Here is a 16,081-nt window from a genome sequence, read left to right on the forward strand (position 1 = left end):
TTCCCGTTCGGCCAGCAAAGAGTTGCAACGCGTTGGGCCTGAGCACGGACTTGCAAGGCTCAATGACAGCAAGATAGCCCTTGGCCTATAGTGCTCCGGCCTTTGCAAAGCCAGGAACGAAGATGCTCGTCAATTTGCGCATGCAGCGCCTGCAAGATGATCTCCAACGCACCGCCAACGAATTGGAAGTTGTCTGCCGCGGGCTTTCCGGACACGCCCGGTACCTTCGCCATCGTGTGCACGGACACGATGCCCAGGCAATGGATGGCCATACCCAGGGCCTGAAATCCTCTGCCTGCACGCTGCGTCAGATCGCCCACGCATTAACCCCCTGAAACGGCAGGTGCGGTTGACTTGTCTATAACGGTGGGTTATAAAGCGCGCTTGATTGTCAGGCCCTTCTGCCTTGAAGCGCGCCGGTCGTGACGACCCTTTCAAGCGTGCGAGTGTGGTGGAATTGGTATACACAGCAGACTTAAAATCTGTCGGCGTGAGCCTTGCGGGTTCGAGTCCCGCCACTCGCACCATCTCCTTCTGAAAAGGCGCCCTTGCGGCGCCTTTTTCATGCCCAGCAAAACGTGTACCGACTGCTACAGTGGAACATGTCCCCGCTCACTGGAATGCCACCATGCGCTACTCCCTCTTCGATGGTCAACGCGACATCATCATCCTGCTCGCCCGCGTATTGCTGATGATCCTTTTCATCTTGTCCGGTTGGAGCAAACTGACCGGCTTTGAAGGCACGGTCAATTACATGAGCTCCCTCGGAGCCCCTGCGCCCATGCTCGCGGCGGCCATTGCAGTGATCATGGAGTTCGCCGTTGGCATCCTGCTGATCCTGGGCTTCTATACGCGCCCGCTGGCCTTCCTGTTCGCGTTGTTCGTTCTGGGCACTGCATTGATCGGGCATCCATACTGGAACATGGTCGACCCGGAGCGCAGCGCCAACATGACCCAGTTCCTTAAAAACATGAGCATCGTCGGCGGGCTGTTACTACTGGCGGTGAGCGGCGCAGGACGCTTCTCCCTGGACCGTCGCTGACGGCCACAACACTGGCACGACGACTCAATCGTCGATGTCGTCGTGCCAGGCGGGATGCTCCTCGTCATCGAAGTCATCCCGAAGCTCTTCATCTTCCTCGGCTTCGTCCAGTACTCCATGAGCGTCGGCTTCCGGATCGACATCCTCCTCCAGAAACTCGTGGTCGAGCAGATGATCGTGCTCGGGTTCGTGCAGGTCGTCTTCGTCGTGCATGGCTGGGCTCCCAAGGTCAAAACAGGCCTGTATAGGCCGATCAACAGTCGCGGTCAATTGTTGACAGCTTAACGCTGGCTTAACCGCTCAACCGCTAGTCTCCAATCTCTCCCTTCAAACGTTCTTGCCCGCCACCTTGGCGGGCTTTTTTTGCCCATTCGGTCTCCCGGCGCAATCTTTGTGGGAACCATATGCCCTGCTTCGATGCTCGCAACTATGTGGACCTGTGTTTCATCAAGGAGAACCCGCATGACTGTGAACATCGACAACCTGATCATCACCACGCCTGCCCCTAAATCAGAAACCAACCCCGTGGCCCTGGAAGTCACCGGTGCCGTTGCCCTGGCTACGTTGAGTGAGTTTGTCGCGCGATTGCCCGATGGTTCCATTCGCCTGAACGCCCCTACCAAGGGCGCGGCCAGCAAAAGCACACACCGTACCCGTTGCGAATGGAAGGAACCTGTCTATTGGGGCTTGGGCAGCGCCGCTACCCACCGTAACCACCAAACGTTCACGCTGCAGAAGGTCAACTCGTTACAAAAAGTGGTGATTTCACAACTGCACGTAAAGGACGATGACAGCCCACCCATCAAAGTGTTCTGGAACAAAGGCAAGCTCACTTACGGCTTTCGCTCCGAATTCAACCAGGCAACCGCACCCACGACCACCCTTCTGACCGAGGTGCCGCTGGGAGCACCGTTCGAGATCATCATCGAAGTTTCATCCAGCGGCGTAGTCATCCTCAGCGCAACCTGCAATGGCCGTACAGGCCGCTCTCCAGCACTTCAGTTGGCGAGCACATGGAACGCAAGGAACTTTAACTTCCATGGCGGCGTGTACAACCAGATTGACTTTACCGACTCAACGCCCGTTGAAGACGGCTCGGTTTGCGTGATCAGTCGCCTTGAACTGACCCATTTTTGAGAGTCATCGACAGTCTGTGAACAGGCGCTTCACGAATTTCTGACAATCGACTGGGCACACTGAAACCGCTTCGTACGTTCTTTCAACCCGCCTTCCTGGCGGGTTTTTCTTTTTCTGATCCATCGCGCGACCACGCCTAAAACGCGACCTGCGTCACACCCTTTCGCTTCGTATGGAACTTTTCAGAAACGTTTTGCTCCTTTTCCGCAGGGCACCTGCGAAGCAGGCCTATTGACAGCATTGAATGTGCTGTGCATGTGGGTAATCTACACCCCTTGTTGAATCTTCTTCGAAGCCTCTACCTCTTTTAACTGTTTCGGCGGGCCTGCTCGCCATGCTTCCTCTGTGGACGAACGCACAGCAGAACAGCCCTGCATGGGAACTGGAGCCGACCTCGTTTCTGGGTATCGATCTTCAGGGCGACTTCCTCAATCAAGTTGCACCCTGCCCCGCCGATGTTGCCAGGCCAGACAAACCCTGCCGGGTCGCTACCGCCGACCCGAACCGCTTCGAGGTCCGAGGCCTGCCATACCTGCCCATTTCCCCCGGCTACGAGCTGGTCGCCACGTTGGCAGGTGGCCGGGTGCAGGAACTGGTCTTCAGTGGCAATGCCAATAGCTTGAATCTGGTAACGGACCTGCTGACCGAGCAATTCGGCCAACCCACAAAGCAGGATAGCCATTGGATCAAGATGACTTCCGGGGCCTCCTATTTGGCCGAAGTGCTTTCGTGGCAAGGCGAAAAAGTGTCGATCAATTTCCAGCGTCAGGAAAAAGACCTCGGCAAATATGCGGTGACCTTCTCCACCCTGCCCACAAAGGTGGTCAGCACCGACGAGACACCAGCCGACGCGCCCACAACTGACGTATCCAAACTTTGAACCCGATGCCGTGACATCGCCACATGGGTGGCGAGGGTGGTGCGCGTTAGTAGCCACCAATGCATTGGTAACCACTGGGGAGTCTGTCACACCCTTGTCACGCAACGTGATCATTATCGATCGAGCCAAAGGGACTTGGCCCCGTCTACCGAAACCCCGGCGCAGTGCCGGGGTTTTGCATTGGTGCACAATGCTGTGACTTAGGGCATCAATCCAGACACTCTCGTGCCGCTGTGCGCAGCTTATCGGTCGACAGGAAACTGCCTTTGTAGAACGTTGCGCGGCTTCCCTCATGGTACTTGACGATCTCAAGCACATCATCGGAAGTCACTGCGCTGGGCGCTGTGATGCGGTAACCATTGGAGATGGATTTTTGAGTGGTGAGCGGCGCCATGGCCTGCCATTTTGGCAGAACGCATGCTGCGTATACCTCGGGGGTTTTGCGGGTTAGCTTGGTGCCAGTTGGCTGACCTGGCGATGCGCACCCAGCCAGCGTAACGAGCACGGCGGAACAAACGAGGACAGGAAGTCGATACATTTACGATAGATCCCTAGTGACTAAGGGATTCTAGCAATCAACATCGAAAGGACACCAATCCACGAAGGTAGCACAGCACGACTAGCGGATTCCCAAGGATTTGAACGCGCGTTTTCACGATTCCTTCACAAAGCTGACTGTAAAGTCAACTTTGTTCATGTTGGGACATTCAGCCCGCTCCGGCGGGCCTTTTTTCTAGCATTCCGTCACCCACTGGCCCTACAATCCTACGCAGTTGAAGGATCAGCACCCGTCACAGAGAGCCCGCCATGGAGCGGGCTTTTTGTTGCCTTACGATCAGCTGACAGGCCTAGATCATCTGAAGGCGATACCGACCAGCCTCAGTGGCCACATCCTCCCCTTCATCACTAATCAAATAACCTCCACACATCATTTCCGTAGTGGAGAATCAGACTAACCCGCACCTGGGTAGAGCTTCGCCTGCTCCGGATCCAACATCTCAATCTCTCCGATTCGGTAGCGCCGAACGCGGCCAGGGCCGCATCCAACTCTCGGGAGCGCCTTCCATTCGACGCCCCGAGCACATTACAACGCGGCATGCAGCACGCAGGTAACGGCACCGTAGATAGATGAGCAAGCCACGGGCGACACACAGTAGCGGCTTTATCAGAATTGTCTGATTAAGCTGAGGGCGGACACAGCATAACTTAGATGATTCATTCATCGAGCCAATATACAACGCTTAATAACCAAGCAAGCTTTGTAACCTGCTACGCCGCCTAGAGTACGCCATACAACCTAGTTCATCAGCCCAGCGCTGGAGAACGCTTTACCTTCGCTTAAAAACCGAGCACCTAGCATTTAATTGAAAACACCCTGAGAGGTTTGGCAAATAATGAAGTCCCTCAGACTCTTGGCCACTTGGGCCTTACTAATAATTGCAACACCGTCTTCATTTGCAGCCTGCAACTTTTTTGAAGGGCACTCGCAAAAACAAATATCGATAAGTATTCCTTCAAGCCTATCCATCCCCAGGGACGCAGCAAACAACACCATTATCTATGAGTCCCCACCGCAAACCTTCTATGGAAACGCCTCATACACATGTTCCACTACATTCACAACAGGAATAAAAAACAATGTAGGAAGCGATTCCGCAACGACATCCTATTTCCCGATTGGTAATACAGGACTGTCCTGGCAATGGATATACCAAGGCTCACCCTATATAGGATTCGGCGGCGGAAGCACTAGGAATCCGGGCGGATATGGATTCAACACCACAACAAATGCCCTACGCATCATTAAAACAGGCAGTATATCACCAGGCGCAACCATACCGGCCGGAACCCTGGGTTTTATTCAGGTCGAGTCAGCAACTGTAAGCCCCCTGGCAATGATTACTGATAAAAGCTCATCCATCATACTCCAATCATGCGAGACACCGAACATTGCTGTAGATATGGGCGAACACAATCTAAGCACTTTCTCGAGCAACGGAAACTCCACCCCGCCCAAAAAATTTTATATAAAACTCAATAATTGCCCAAGCGGGATCCAGAAAGTCAACTACAGCTTATCCGCCACTGCAGATTCCCCGGCGGTGAATAGCGCACTCGGCATTATAAAGCTAAATAACAGCTCTACCGCCAAAGGCATTGCCCTTCAATTACTAGACGATCACTACACCCCCATACAACTAGACACAACCTATGTGTTTAACGAATATTCAAGCGACGGCGGAAGCTTTTCCTTACCTTTGAATGCAAAATATATCCGTACACTACCGAATGCTGATGCTGGTCAATATGATAAAGGGATGAGCGCCGGCTCCGCCAACAGCGAGGTCACATTCATTATGAACTACTTGTGATCACTGCCTGGGACGAAACACCAACAGCAAACATCACGCCAAGGGCTGAGCAGTTGCTCGGGGTTCTACGGCTTAAGCGTCAGACTTCGGGCACATAAAGACATCCTAGTTCCCGCCCTCGTGCATCAACCAAGGGGAGCGCCATGGACTTTTGCGACCTACAAGCCGCGCTGTTAGTGCGTCGCAATCAGAAAAAGGCTCGCGACTTCTATGCGGCAGACGAAATCTGGAACAAGGCTTCCATGCGCCCGGAGTACCTGGCTGGCCAGCACACCCGTCGATACGTTGAAGCGTCGGGCCATTGCCAAACCTTCAAATGAGGAGGTTTGGGACTGATGTGATTTTTCTAGGGCTTCGGTATTTTTTGCGCGCAAATAAAAACCCCGCAGACGTTAATCTGCGGGGCTTTTGAATGGTGGAGGCCGAGGTCGGAATCGAACCGGCGTAGACGGATTTGCAATCCGGAGCATAACCACTTTGCTACTCGGCCTCAAAGTTCGGAATTAGCTGCTTTCGCGTCGCTATCTCCTTGAAACTTCAGCGCTTTTTAAAGCTTGCTGCGTTTCGATGGACGCCATTATGTCTACATTCGTTGATCCTTGCAACCCCCCTGATTAGAAAAAATATTCAAGGGGCTCAAGGTGTTAGCGCAGGCGGCTCAGTTTACTCCAGAGACCGACCAATGTGTTCTCTACGGTACCGCTGGCCGCCACGCCGATTCGCTCCTGCAAGCTCTTGCGCTCGGCAAAGCGCAAGTGGAACAGATTCGCTTCACGGGCGCGCTCGCTCAGGTATTCATCACTGGTGCGCAGCTCATCGACCAGTTTTCGGTTCAGCGCGGCGACACCCAGCCAGACTTCGCCTGTGGCGACCTCATCGATGTGCAACTGAGGGCGGTAGCGGGAGACGAAATCCTTGAACAGCTGATGCGTTATATCCAAGTCTTCCTGGAACTTCTCCCTGCCCTTTTCAGTGTTCTCGCCGAACACCGTCAACGTGCGCTTGTACTCGCCGGCGGTGAGCACCTCATAATCGATATCGTGCTTCTTCAACAGGCGATTGACGTTGGGCAGCTGAGCCACCACGCCGATCGAACCGAGCACGGCAAAGGGGGCGCTGACGATCTTTTCGCCGATGCAGGCCATCATGTAGCCGCCGCTGGCGGCAACCTTGTCGATGCACACGGTGAGCGGAATGCCGGCCTGACGGATGCGCGCCAGCTGCGACGCAGCCAGACCATAGCTGTGCACCAGACCACCACCACTCTCAAGACGCAACACGACCTCGTCACGGGGGGTGGCAAGGCTCAGCAGCGCGGTGATTTCGTTGCGCAGGCTTTCGGTGGCGGATGCTTTGATGTCCCCATCGAAATCGAGGACATACACACGGCTTTTCTCTTCGGCCTTACTCTTCTTTTGCTGTTTTTCCGTCTTGGCTTGTTGCTTGCGTAGCGCCTTGAGCTGGGCCTTGTCGAACACGCCTGCTTCGAGGCGTTCGCGCAACTCCTTGTAGAACTCATTGAGACGGGTGACCTGCAAATGCCCGCCCGATTTACGCCGCCCCTTGCCCCGCAAGCCGGCAATGGCCGACAAGACCACCAGGATGGCGATCACCAGGGTGGCGGTTTTGGCGAGAAAGCTTGCGTATTCGGCAAGAAACTCCACATTGACTCCTTGATAGACCAGCGCCTGAAGGCGCGAACTGCATCAAGCATACCGTTGCGTCACAGGCGCTGCCAGCTGGGGAAAACGCTGGCAACATAGTTCAAACAACCTTTTCAAACGCTTGTATGTTTTTTCGTTGACAGCCTGTCTGTCGCATCCTAACCTCGCAGCAACTCCCTTGGACCGGACCTCTCCGTGGGCAATATCTACCTGATCCGACATGGCCAAGCCTCCTTCGGTGCCGATGACTACGACGTCCTCTCACCCGTCGGCGCACGCCAGAGCCACGCGTTGGGAGAGCATCTTGCCCAGCTCGGTCTGCGTCTGGATCGGTGCCTGGCCGGCGACCTGCGCCGCCAGCAAGACACTGCGCGCCTTACGCTTGAGGCCATGCAGGCCCAAGGCTGCTCGACGCCGGCCATTGAGACCGACGCGGCGTTCAACGAGTTCGATGCCGATGGCGTTATCCGTGCATTGCTTCCCGACCTGCTGCCGCAAGAGCCCGACGCGCTGCATATCCTGCGCAACGGCACGACCCATCGCAGCGAGTTCCAGCGCCTGTTCGCGCTGATGGTGCAACGCTGGCACGATGGCGAACACCAAAGCGATGGCCTGGAGACGTGGCAGGCGTTCACTGCCCGAGTCCAGTGCGGCCTTGCTCGAGTGCTCCAAAGCGCAAGCCGAGGCGACAACATTGCCATCTTTACGTCCGGCGGAACCATCGCCGCTTTGCTCCACCTGGTTACTCGGATCACGCCCGGCCAAGCCTTCGCGCTCAACTGGCAGATCATCAACACGTCGCTCAGCCACCTGAAATTTCGGGGCAACGACGTGACACTGGCTTCCTTCAACAGCCAAGCCCACGTGCAGCTGTTGAGGACGCCGGAGCTTGTCACCTATCGATGAGCCCGGCCTGTTGTCCCCGCCGGGGACGTGAATATCACTCTATAAGGAATGCGCCATGACCTCCGTAGCTGATGCCGTCAAGAAGATGCAAGAGAAGTTCAACCCATCCGCTGCCGCCGGCCTGGACCTGGTGTTCGGTTTCAACATCACCGACGAAGACAAGCACTATGCAATCATCGTCAAGGACGGTACCTGCAACCTGCAGGAAGGCGAAAACCCGGACGCCAACTGCACCCTGGTCATGGACAGTGAAACCCTCAAAGGCATCGTCAGCGGTGACACCGATGGCATGCAGGCCTTCATGAGCGGCAAGCTGCGCGTCGAAGGCGACATGATGCTGTCGATGAAACTCAGCGAGCTGTTCCCCGCCTGAGTGGCTTGAGCGATTGCCGATGAAAAACCGAGGCCAACTGGCTTCGGTTTTTTTTTGCCGGCGGCCATGCAAGGCCCATCAAGATGAGTGATTGAGCGGCAACACCCTTGCCTATAAGCCCCTTGGTACGCTTGTGCCAGTGACGTAGCGAAATTAGATTAGCCAATAGTTATTGCGCTGGAAAATAAGGAAAACGCATGACGCTCACCGATCAATCCACCCAGGTACGCCCCGGCGAAGAGCTCGACGCGGCCGTCATCGATCCCTATCTGAAAGCTCATATCGCAGGCTTGCAGGGTAAGCCCTCGATCAGCCAGTTCCCTGGCGGCGCGTCGAATCTCACCTATTTGCTCGCCTACCCGGATCGAGAGTTTGTCCTGCGTCGTCCGCCGTTCGGCCACAAGGCCAAGTCCGCCCATGACATGGGGCGGGAGTTCCGCATCCTCAACCAGCTCAACGATGGCTTCCCGTACTGCCCCAAAGCTTATGTGCACTGCACAGACGAGTCGCTGATAGGCGCTGAGTTCTACGTGATGGAGCGGGTCAAGGGCGTCATCCTGCGTTCGGACATTCCGCCTTCGCTGGGCCTGGATGCCAGCCGCACAGAGGCGCTGTGCAAAAGTTTCATCGATCGCCTGGTGGAATTGCACCAGGTCGACTACACCGCATGCGGCCTGGCCGACCTGGGCAAGCCAGAAGGGTATGTGCAGCGTCAGATCGAAGGCTGGACCAGCCGCTACGAAAAAGCCCTGACCCCGGATGCCCCGCTATGGAAACAGGTGATCGCCTGGCTGCACGACAAGATGCCCGCCGATCATCCACGCCCAGGCATCGTGCATAACGACTACCGCTTCGACAACGTCATCCTCGATGCCGAGAACCCCATGCGCATCATTGGTGTACTGGACTGGGAGATGACCACCCTGGGCGATCCGTTGATGGACTTGGGCAACAGCCTGGCCTACTGGATCGAGGCCAACGACCCACCACCGGTGCAACTGATGCGGCGTCAGCCGAGCAATGCCCCTGGGATGCTGACCCGTCGCCAGTTCGTCGATTACTACGCAGAACGCGCCGGTATCCACCTGGACAATATCGATTACTACTATTGCTACGGCCTGTTCCGTCTGGCCGGAATCGTCCAGCAGATCTACTACCGCTTCCACCATGGCCAGACCCAGGACAAACGCTTTGCCCAGTTCATCCACATGAACCGGCTGCTGGAACACATGGCCCTGCAAGTGATCGATAAGTCCTCACTCTGATAACAAGGAAAATCCGGCATGTCCAAGACCACGCTGTTCGACCTCGACGGCAAAATCGCCTTCGTCTCCGGCGCCAGCCGCGGCATCGGTGAGGCCATCGCCCATCTGCTAGCCCAGCAAGGCGCCCATGTGATCGTCTCGAGCCGCAGGCTCGAGGGCTGCCAAGCGGTCGCCGACGCCATCACCGCCGCTGGCGGCAAGGCCACTGCCATGGCTTGCCACATCGGTGAAATGGAGCAGATCCAGCAGGTGTTCGCCAGTATCCGTGAACAGTTCGGACGCCTGGACATCCTGGTCAACAATGCGGCCACCAATCCGCAGTTTTGCAATGTGCTGGACACCGACCTCGGCGCCTTCCAGAAAACCGTGGATGTGAATATTCGCGGATACTTCTTCATGTCGGTGGAGGCCGGCAAGCTGATGCGTGAACACGGCGGCGGCAGCATCATCAACGTCGCCTCGATCAATGGCGTATCGCCCGGATTGTTCCAAGGCATCTATTCGGTGACCAAGGCCGCAGTCATCAACATGACCAAGGTGTTCGCCAAGGAGTGTGCGCAGTTCGGCATTCGTTGCAACGCATTGCTGCCAGGCTTGACCGATACCAAGTTCGCCTCGGCATTGGTCAAGAACGACGCCATCCGCAATGCCGCCTTGCAGCAAATCCCCCTCAAGCGCGTGGCCGATCCCGGCGAAATGGCCGGCGCGGTGCTGTACCTGGCCAGCGACGCCTCCAGTTACACCACCGGCACTGCACTCAACGTGGACGGCGGTTTTCTTTCCTGACCAGAGCTTGAGCGCCTGCCCTGTACCTCAGCGGCAGGCGCCCTTCAGTCGAACGCACGCTTGCACCTCGTCAACTTCAAGTTGACAGCTCAGGTATACTCGCAGCTCGCGCTTCTGCCAGGACCCTGAACATGACGGAAAACAGCTTCGCCTTTCGCCTCAAGGAACTGCTCGAACACCACAAACTGACGCTACAGGCTGTAGGCACTGCGTTGGACATCTCTCGCACAGCCGTGCACAAGTGGACCCGGGGCGGCGAGATCGACTACGACAACCTGCGTAAGCTGGCGGACTTCCTCAACGTCAATTGGATCTGGCTGCGCTATGGCGAAGAAGCGCTGCAAAGCGTGCAGCACGCCGAGGTGGTGGAGCTGCCGATGACCGATCTACGCCGACGCTACACCGCCGAAATCATGGAAAGCGAGACGCGTATGAAGCTGGCCCAGGAAGGCGCGCGAATTGTCACCTGGGAGTGGAACCTGGTCAGCGATGAGGTGACCTATTCACCCAACGTCGAGGCCGTGTATGGCTGGCCCGTGCGGCGCAACGAGGACTTCTGGGCCCATGTGGCGCCCGAAGACGCCCAGCAGATGCATGCCATGTACACCCGCGCGGTGGCTACCGGCACTCCATGCGAGTGCGATTTTCGCATTACCCGCCCGGATGGCAGCCAACGCTGGATCGCGTCGCGCGCCACCGTGCTGCAGGACAGCGCCGGGCGCTCGGTGAAGATGGTCGGCATCAGCATGGACGACACCGAGCGCAAAGTCGCCGAGGCGGAACTGCGCCAGAGCGAGGAGCGCTTTCGCACCATTTTCGAGCTGGCCTGGGGCGCCTTGGCCTACATCGGCCCTGATGGCAGCTGGCAGCGGGTCAACAGCTCCTTCTGCGAAATGCTCGGCTACAGCGAGCAGGAGCTGTATGGCATGACCTTCCAGCAGCTCACGCACCCCGACGATCTGCCAGACAACCTGGTGCTCCTCGAACGTATGCTGGCAGGCGAAATCAACCGCTACGAAGTGGAAAAGCGCGTGCGCCACAAGGAAGGCCACTACCTCTGGGTGCGCGCACGCACTTCGCTGCAGCGACACGCCGACGGCCGACCAGAGCATCTGATCAGTGTGTTCGAAGACATCACAGCCGAACGCGACGAGCACGAACGCCTGCAAGCCCATATCGCCGGGTTGCAAGCCCGCCTGAACTGAACCGGAGAAACGACGATGCTACCAGGAAGCCAATCGGCTAATGGTCACTGCCATCGAAACGTGCAGCGCCGCGGCGCGGTGGGCCTTTATTTCGTCGCCGGCTTGTCCGTGCTGGCCGGCATGACCGATGCGATCGGATTCATGGCCACAGGCGATTTCGTTTCGTTCATGAGTGGCAACACCACACGCCTGGCGGTGTCGCTGGGCAGCGCCGAGCTGGGCCCGGTGCTGCGCCTGGTGCTGGTGATCGGTGCGTTCGTTCTGGGCAACGCCTTGGGCGTGGTCGTTGCAGCAATGACAGGCCGTCGTCCCTGGCCTTTGCTGAGCCTGATCGCCACTTTGCTGGCCCTGGCCGGCCTGATGCCCGAGCTACTTCAACTGCCCGCCTTGCTGGCGGCAGTCATGGCCATGGGCATGATCAATGCGGTGGTGGAGGAAGTGAACGGCCTGCCCATCGGCCTGACCTATGTCACCGGTGCCCTGTCGCGCTTCGGGCGTGGGCTGGGCCGCACCCTGCTCGGCCAGCGCAAGCTGGGTTGGCGGGTGCAGTTGATCCCCTGGTGTGGCATGCTCCTGGGCGCCATCGCGGGCGTCCTGCTCGAACAGCAATTCGACCGCTTAGCCCTGCTCGCCAGCGCCCTGCTGGCAGCCTTGCTGGGCCTGGCTTCGCTGAAAATCCCTAGGCGCTGGCAGCTTCGCTACATGCCCCGTTGATCATAGGCAGGTCGCTGCCGCGGCGCGGCGGCGCAGGGCCATGGTGTCGTTGTTCTGCGCGTAGTAATCCACACGAGTGCCGCCAGATTGCGGATAGATATCGGCGAACGACTCGGCTTCGCGGGTATAGACCGTGAAACCACCTTGCTTGCGTGGCTCCAGATAACCGCTGGCATCGACCCCGAACGCCGCTTCTTCCTGCCAGCTGAACTGAATGCATTGGGCGACGATCTCCGGCGCCTTGTGCGAGTCGAGTTGCGCGGTCGGCGCGTTGCCACGTGCAGCTTCCATGGTGGCTGAGGCGCAACCGACCAACACCAGAGCGGCGACCATCGGCACGAGTGCTCGCATTTTTCCATCCTCGAGACAAAAAAGAACGCGACTCTAGCATTGCAGTGACGGCAAATGAATTATCCCGCGCAGGCGAGGGTCGCAGATAGGGCATGTCCTGTTTTCAAGGAGCCCCCATGAAGCCATTGCTCTATGTCCTAGCTTTCACTGTCGCCCTCCCCCTGGCCGCCTCAGCAGCGGACACGAACGAACAGAGCGTCACCGCCCCGCACAGCCAACGCGAACTTAAAGTGGGCGATAAAGCCCCGGATCAGTACAAGCGCGACGACTTGGTTATCCACGATTGGCAGGCCAAGGGCCTGCAGCCTCCGGAAAAGGAAAGTCACTGGGTACGCCTGGCTGACCACTACGTACTGGTGCAGACCACCAATGGGGTGATTCTCGCCATCGAGCCCGCCTCGAACTAGCAAGGCGCGGACAGGCCGGCCGCCAAGCGCGGCCGGATCAAAATACGTCCGACATGCCACTCATCGCTGGAGCGGCAGATTTTTGCGCGCCCAAGAAACCAAATCGAGCGCTTCCGGTCTCAGGAGGTACCCCGTAAATCTTTGCGGATCAAGGACCTATATCGTGATGAAGCGCATTGCGAGTTTTGCGTTGATTGCCACCGTGCTCACCCTCAGTGGCTGCTACCACCACTACCACGACGATGATGATGGCTGGCGGGATCGTGACCGGGACCATCGCTACTACCGTGACCGTGATGATGACGGCTATCGCTATCGAGACCGCGACCGCCGTGATCGCTACCACCGTTATCGCGACCGCGACGACGATGACGACGACTGATACTGCAACGCCTTTTTTCCCCTGACCCGCCGCCCGTGCCGCGGCACCTTACCCTGATGATTCGTTTGAGGTTCACATCATGCGTCTGACTCTGCCTTCCCTTGCCCTCGGCCTGCTGCTCTGCCAGGGCGCATTTGCCGGCGACGGCACCGCTGCCATCGGCGGCGGCCTGGGTGGCGCCCTTGGTAACATTGTTGGCCAACAGATCGGCGGCGGTACCGGTGCCGCCATCGGCGCAGGCCTGGGCGGCGCTGCCGGCAGTGCGGTTGGCGCACGCAAGGGCAATCGTACCGAAGCCGCTATTGGCGGTGGTCTGGGTTCGGCGGGCGGCTCGATCCTGGGCCGCGCGGTCGGCGGTTCCACCGGTTCGACCATTGGCGCGGGCCTGGGTGGCGCAGCAGGTGGCGCGTTGGGCAATCACATGGGTGACAACGACGGCGGCCACAGGCATCACCGTCGTCACCGCCACTGATTGCCGCTACACCTGAGGGGCTGCTTGCAGCCCCTTCTTGTCAACAAACATTGCAACATATCAACACCACCTTCACTGCACGGTGCCACACTCGGCGCTACTCTCTACCGTGCCCCTTGAGTGAAGGAACACCCCCTCCCCATGAACCATGAGCTGCTCTGGGTCCTCTGCCTGCTGGCCATCGTCGTCACACTTTTCGTCATCAACCGCCCGCGCATGGATGTGGTCGCCCTGCTAGTGATCCTGGCCCTGCCGCTTTCGGGAATCCTCACCATCGAGCAGGCGCTGGCAGGCTTCAGCGACCCCAACGTGGTGCTGATCGCAGCGCTGTTCGTGATCGGCGAAGGCCTGGTACGCACAGGCATCGCCTACCGCATCGGTGAATGGATGAGCGAACGGGCCGGCAACAGCGAGGCACGCCTGCTGGTATTGCTGATGATTGCAGTGGCCGGCCTGGGCTCGGTCATGAGTTCGACGGGAGTGGTGGCGATCTTCATCCCCGTGGTGCTGAGCATCGCTGCGCGCCTTAGCCTGTCGCCCAGTCGGCTGATGATGCCGCTGAGCTTCGCCGGCCTGATCAGTGGCATGCTCAGCCTGGTGGCCACACCGCCCAACGTGGTCGTGCACAGCGAACTGGTGCGTCATGGCAGCGCGGGTTTCAGTTTCTTCAGTTTCACCCCGTTCGGCTTGGTGGTGCTGGTGCTCGGCATCGGCTACATGCTGTTCGCCCGCCGCTGGCTCAATGGCGAGGTGCGCAAGGATGGCCGGGTGGAAACCCGCCGCACCCTCCTTGACCTGGTGCTCGACTACAAACTCAACGGCCGCGAGCGCCGTCTGCGCATCCGCGCTCACTCTCCGCTGATCGGGCACACCTTGGGCGAGCTGGAGCTGCGCACCCGCCACGGCGCCAACGTGATCGGCATCGAGCGCCAGCACAAGTTCACCACCCGGGTGATGGTCGCCGATTCGAGCACGGTGCTGCACCAAGGTGACGTGCTGCTACTCGACCTGTTCGCCAATCGCGATGACTTGCGCAGCCTGTGCCAGACCATGCAACTTGAGCCCTTGCACTTCAAGGCTGCCTATTTCATCGACCAGTCCCAGGACCTGGGCATGGCCGAAGTTTCCCTGCCGCCCGGGTCGCAATTGCTCGGCAAGAGCATCCTGGAGCTGGCCTTCCGTAGCCGCTTTGGGCTGAATGTCGTCGGCCTGCGCCGTGAGCAGACCGCCATTGATGAGCAACTGGTGGAAGAGAAACTGCGCCTGGGCGACACCCTGCTGGTGGTCGGTCCTTGGAAGGCCATACGCCAGCTGCAAAGCCAGCCCAAGGACTTTCTGGTCTTGAGCCTGCCTGCGGAAATCGATCAAGTGGCTCCGGCCCGGACCCGAGCCCCCTTTGCACTGATCAGCCTGATGGTGATGGTCGGCTTGATGGTCAGCGGCATGGTGCCCAACGTCGTTGCCGCGCTGATCGGTTGCGTGCTGATGGGTGCCGGACGCTGCATCGACATGGACGGCGCTTATCGCGCCATCCATTGGCAAAGCCTGGTGCTGATCGTGGGCATGCTGCCCTTCGCCCTGGCCCTGCAGAAAACGGGTGGCATCGACCTGGCGGTGAGCGGCCTGGTCAGCCTGCTCGGTGATGCGGGGCCTTACGCTATCCTCGGCTGCCTGTTCGCCGTCACCGCGCTGATCGGTTTGTTCATTTCCAATACCGCCACGGCGGTGCTGATGGCACCGGTTGCTATCAGCACTGCACAGCAGCTAGGCATGTCGCCCTACCCGTTCGCCATGACCGTCGCCCTGGCGGCCTCGGCGGCGTTCATGACGCCAGTGTCCTCGCCGGTCAACACACTGGTCTTGGGGCCAGGCCAATACCGCTTCGGCGACTTCGTCAAGGTTGGGGTGCCGTTCACGATGGTGGTGATGCTGGTGACTGTTTTCATGGTGCCGTGGTTTTTTGGACTGTAGCCGGCGTCAATAAGTCGACGAAAATGGCCGCTGCCACATAGAAAGCCGCCCAGACACCAGCTAATTGACATCCCTCCATTCAGGAAACACACTGACGCCTCATTACCCCAGGTGCTTACAGGCGTTTTCCTGGATTCCGTCTCCGCTAGCCGGT

Annotated in this window: 19 protein-coding genes and 2 tRNA genes; 16 read left to right on the forward strand and 5 right to left on the reverse strand. The window is 58.4% G+C overall.

All coding sequences use genetic code 11. The features are described from left to right. Window positions 1-122 precede the first annotated feature (122 nt). From R6G97_RS11780 to R6G97_RS11790, 3 genes are all read left to right on the forward strand, one after another. The gene (locus tag R6G97_RS11780) at window positions 123-335 is read left to right on the forward strand and encodes a hypothetical protein (protein WP_090344564.1); all 213 of its coding nucleotides are present in this window, start codon (window positions 123-125) and stop codon (window positions 333-335) included. Window positions 336-442: 107 nt separating this feature from the next. Continuing rightward, window positions 443-527: transfer RNA gene (locus R6G97_RS11785), tRNA-Leu, on the forward strand. Window positions 528-628: 101 nt separating this feature from the next. Further along, window positions 629-1,042: a DoxX family protein gene (locus R6G97_RS11790; protein WP_043211726.1), complete on the forward strand. Its 414-nt coding sequence runs from the start codon at window positions 629-631 to the stop codon at window positions 1,040-1,042. 24 nt (window positions 1,043-1,066) lie between these two features. Here the strand turns inward: R6G97_RS11790 and R6G97_RS11795 are convergent, their stop codons facing one another. After that, entirely contained in the window at window positions 1,067-1,255 is a 189-nt protein-coding gene (locus R6G97_RS11795; RefSeq protein WP_043211724.1) for a hypothetical protein, read from the reverse strand. 249 nt (window positions 1,256-1,504) lie between these two features. Here R6G97_RS11795 and R6G97_RS11800 point away from each other — a divergent pair, with 249 nt between their 5' ends. Beyond that, window positions 1,505-2,179, forward strand: coding sequence for a polysaccharide lyase family 7 protein (locus R6G97_RS11800; RefSeq protein WP_317848128.1), 675 nt, complete (start codon window positions 1,505-1,507; stop codon window positions 2,177-2,179). 334 nt (window positions 2,180-2,513) lie between these two features. Further along, window positions 2,514-3,059, forward strand: a complete 546-nt coding sequence (locus R6G97_RS11805) for a hypothetical protein (RefSeq protein ID WP_043211720.1) — start codon at window positions 2,514-2,516, stop codon at window positions 3,057-3,059. 208 nt (window positions 3,060-3,267) lie between these two features. Here R6G97_RS11805 and R6G97_RS11810 read toward each other — a convergent pair whose 3' ends face one another. Continuing rightward, window positions 3,268-3,597: a hypothetical protein gene (locus R6G97_RS11810; RefSeq protein WP_090344558.1), complete on the reverse strand. Its 330-nt coding sequence runs from the start codon at window positions 3,595-3,597 to the stop codon at window positions 3,268-3,270. A gap of 856 nt (window positions 3,598-4,453) precedes the next feature. On the opposite strand from R6G97_RS11810, the gene R6G97_RS11815 reads away from it, so the two are divergent. After that, entirely contained in the window at window positions 4,454-5,431 is a 978-nt protein-coding gene (locus R6G97_RS11815) for a fimbrial protein (RefSeq protein WP_317848129.1), read from the forward strand. A 416-nt stretch (window positions 5,432-5,847) separates the two neighbouring features. Here R6G97_RS11815 and R6G97_RS11820 read toward each other — a convergent pair. Beyond that, window positions 5,848-5,921, reverse strand: a tRNA-Cys gene (locus tag R6G97_RS11820). A gap of 154 nt (window positions 5,922-6,075) precedes the next feature. Next, window positions 6,076-7,095 (reverse strand): protease SohB, encoded by a 1,020-nt coding sequence (sohB, locus tag R6G97_RS11825; protein WP_090344554.1) that lies wholly within the window; start codon window positions 7,093-7,095, stop codon window positions 6,076-6,078. A 195-nt stretch (window positions 7,096-7,290) separates the two neighbouring features. Here sohB and R6G97_RS11830 point away from each other — a divergent pair, with 195 nt between their 5' ends. The 6 genes from R6G97_RS11830 (at window position 7,291) to R6G97_RS11855 (ending at window position 12,344) form a co-directional block, all read left to right on the forward strand. Then, window positions 7,291-8,001 (forward strand): histidine phosphatase family protein, encoded by a 711-nt coding sequence (locus R6G97_RS11830; RefSeq protein WP_197852964.1) that lies wholly within the window; start codon window positions 7,291-7,293, stop codon window positions 7,999-8,001. 55 nt (window positions 8,002-8,056) lie between these two features. Further along, on the forward strand, window positions 8,057-8,374 hold the full coding sequence (locus R6G97_RS11835; protein WP_317848130.1) for an SCP2 sterol-binding domain-containing protein: 318 nt from the start codon (window positions 8,057-8,059) through the stop codon (window positions 8,372-8,374). A 197-nt stretch (window positions 8,375-8,571) separates the two neighbouring features. After that, complete coding sequence (locus tag R6G97_RS11840; RefSeq protein ID WP_317848131.1) at window positions 8,572-9,639, forward strand: phosphotransferase family protein; 1,068 nt, start codon at window positions 8,572-8,574, stop codon at window positions 9,637-9,639. A gap of 18 nt (window positions 9,640-9,657) precedes the next feature. Beyond that, on the forward strand, window positions 9,658-10,425 hold the full coding sequence (locus tag R6G97_RS11845) for an SDR family oxidoreductase (protein WP_043211707.1): 768 nt from the start codon (window positions 9,658-9,660) through the stop codon (window positions 10,423-10,425). A gap of 131 nt (window positions 10,426-10,556) precedes the next feature. Beyond that, on the forward strand, window positions 10,557-11,630 hold the full coding sequence (locus R6G97_RS11850; protein ID WP_317848132.1) for a PAS domain S-box protein: 1,074 nt from the start codon (window positions 10,557-10,559) through the stop codon (window positions 11,628-11,630). Window positions 11,631-11,645: 15 nt separating this feature from the next. Further along, a complete protein-coding gene (locus R6G97_RS11855) occupies window positions 11,646-12,344 on the forward strand; it encodes a YoaK family protein (protein WP_197852962.1) in 699 nt (232 codons plus the stop codon). Here R6G97_RS11855 and R6G97_RS11860 read toward each other — a convergent pair whose 3' ends face one another. Then, window positions 12,345-12,695: a hypothetical protein gene (locus R6G97_RS11860; protein ID WP_090344543.1), complete on the reverse strand. Its 351-nt coding sequence runs from the start codon at window positions 12,693-12,695 to the stop codon at window positions 12,345-12,347. Window positions 12,696-12,811: 116 nt separating this feature from the next. On the opposite strand from R6G97_RS11860, the gene R6G97_RS11865 reads away from it, so the two are divergent. From R6G97_RS11865 to R6G97_RS11880, 4 genes are all read left to right on the forward strand, one after another. Then, window positions 12,812-13,102 (forward strand): RcnB family protein, encoded by a 291-nt coding sequence (locus tag R6G97_RS11865; RefSeq protein ID WP_043211697.1) that lies wholly within the window; start codon window positions 12,812-12,814, stop codon window positions 13,100-13,102. Window positions 13,103-13,265: 163 nt separating this feature from the next. Beyond that, complete coding sequence (locus R6G97_RS11870; protein WP_232092072.1) at window positions 13,266-13,484, forward strand: hypothetical protein; 219 nt, start codon at window positions 13,266-13,268, stop codon at window positions 13,482-13,484. Between the two features lie 79 nt (window positions 13,485-13,563). Beyond that, window positions 13,564-13,956: a glycine zipper domain-containing protein gene (locus R6G97_RS11875; RefSeq protein ID WP_043211693.1), complete on the forward strand. Its 393-nt coding sequence runs from the start codon at window positions 13,564-13,566 to the stop codon at window positions 13,954-13,956. Window positions 13,957-14,097: 141 nt separating this feature from the next. After that, window positions 14,098-15,927, forward strand: a complete 1,830-nt coding sequence (locus R6G97_RS11880) for an SLC13 family permease (RefSeq protein WP_317848133.1) — start codon at window positions 14,098-14,100, stop codon at window positions 15,925-15,927. The last annotated feature ends 154 nt before the right edge of the window (window positions 15,928-16,081 follow it).

Source organism: Pseudomonas sp. HTZ2 (assembly GCF_033173945.1).
GTDB classification, from domain to species: domain Bacteria; phylum Pseudomonadota; class Gammaproteobacteria; order Pseudomonadales; family Pseudomonadaceae; genus Aquipseudomonas; species Aquipseudomonas guariconensis.

Excerpts from the sequence above, each read along its gene's own strand:
- R6G97_RS11780 (WP_090344564.1), top strand. The coding sequence starts at position 123 with ATGCTCGTCAATTTGCGCATGCAGCGCCTGCAAGATGATCTCCAACGC.
- R6G97_RS11790 (WP_043211726.1), top strand. The coding sequence starts at position 629 with ATGCGCTACTCCCTCTTCGATGGTCAACGCGACATCATCATCCTGCTC.
- R6G97_RS11795 (WP_043211724.1), bottom strand. The coding sequence starts at position 1,255 with ATGCACGACGAAGACGACCTGCACGAACCCGAGCACGATCATCTGCTC.
- R6G97_RS11800 (WP_317848128.1), top strand. The coding sequence starts at position 1,505 with ATGACTGTGAACATCGACAACCTGATCATCACCACGCCTGCCCCTAAA.
- R6G97_RS11805 (WP_043211720.1), top strand. The coding sequence starts at position 2,514 with ATGCTTCCTCTGTGGACGAACGCACAGCAGAACAGCCCTGCATGGGAA.
- R6G97_RS11810 (WP_090344558.1), bottom strand. The coding sequence starts at position 3,597 with ATGTATCGACTTCCTGTCCTCGTTTGTTCCGCCGTGCTCGTTACGCTG.
- R6G97_RS11815 (WP_317848129.1), top strand. The coding sequence starts at position 4,454 with ATGAAGTCCCTCAGACTCTTGGCCACTTGGGCCTTACTAATAATTGCA.
- R6G97_RS11835 (WP_317848130.1), top strand. The coding sequence starts at position 8,057 with ATGACCTCCGTAGCTGATGCCGTCAAGAAGATGCAAGAGAAGTTCAAC.
- R6G97_RS11840 (WP_317848131.1), top strand. The coding sequence starts at position 8,572 with ATGACGCTCACCGATCAATCCACCCAGGTACGCCCCGGCGAAGAGCTC.
- R6G97_RS11845 (WP_043211707.1), top strand. The coding sequence starts at position 9,658 with ATGTCCAAGACCACGCTGTTCGACCTCGACGGCAAAATCGCCTTCGTC.
- R6G97_RS11850 (WP_317848132.1), top strand. The coding sequence starts at position 10,557 with ATGACGGAAAACAGCTTCGCCTTTCGCCTCAAGGAACTGCTCGAACAC.
- R6G97_RS11855 (WP_197852962.1), top strand. The coding sequence starts at position 11,646 with ATGCTACCAGGAAGCCAATCGGCTAATGGTCACTGCCATCGAAACGTG.
- R6G97_RS11860 (WP_090344543.1), bottom strand. The coding sequence starts at position 12,695 with ATGCGAGCACTCGTGCCGATGGTCGCCGCTCTGGTGTTGGTCGGTTGC.
- R6G97_RS11865 (WP_043211697.1), top strand. The coding sequence starts at position 12,812 with ATGAAGCCATTGCTCTATGTCCTAGCTTTCACTGTCGCCCTCCCCCTG.
- R6G97_RS11875 (WP_043211693.1), top strand. The coding sequence starts at position 13,564 with ATGCGTCTGACTCTGCCTTCCCTTGCCCTCGGCCTGCTGCTCTGCCAG.
- R6G97_RS11880 (WP_317848133.1), top strand. The coding sequence starts at position 14,098 with ATGAACCATGAGCTGCTCTGGGTCCTCTGCCTGCTGGCCATCGTCGTC.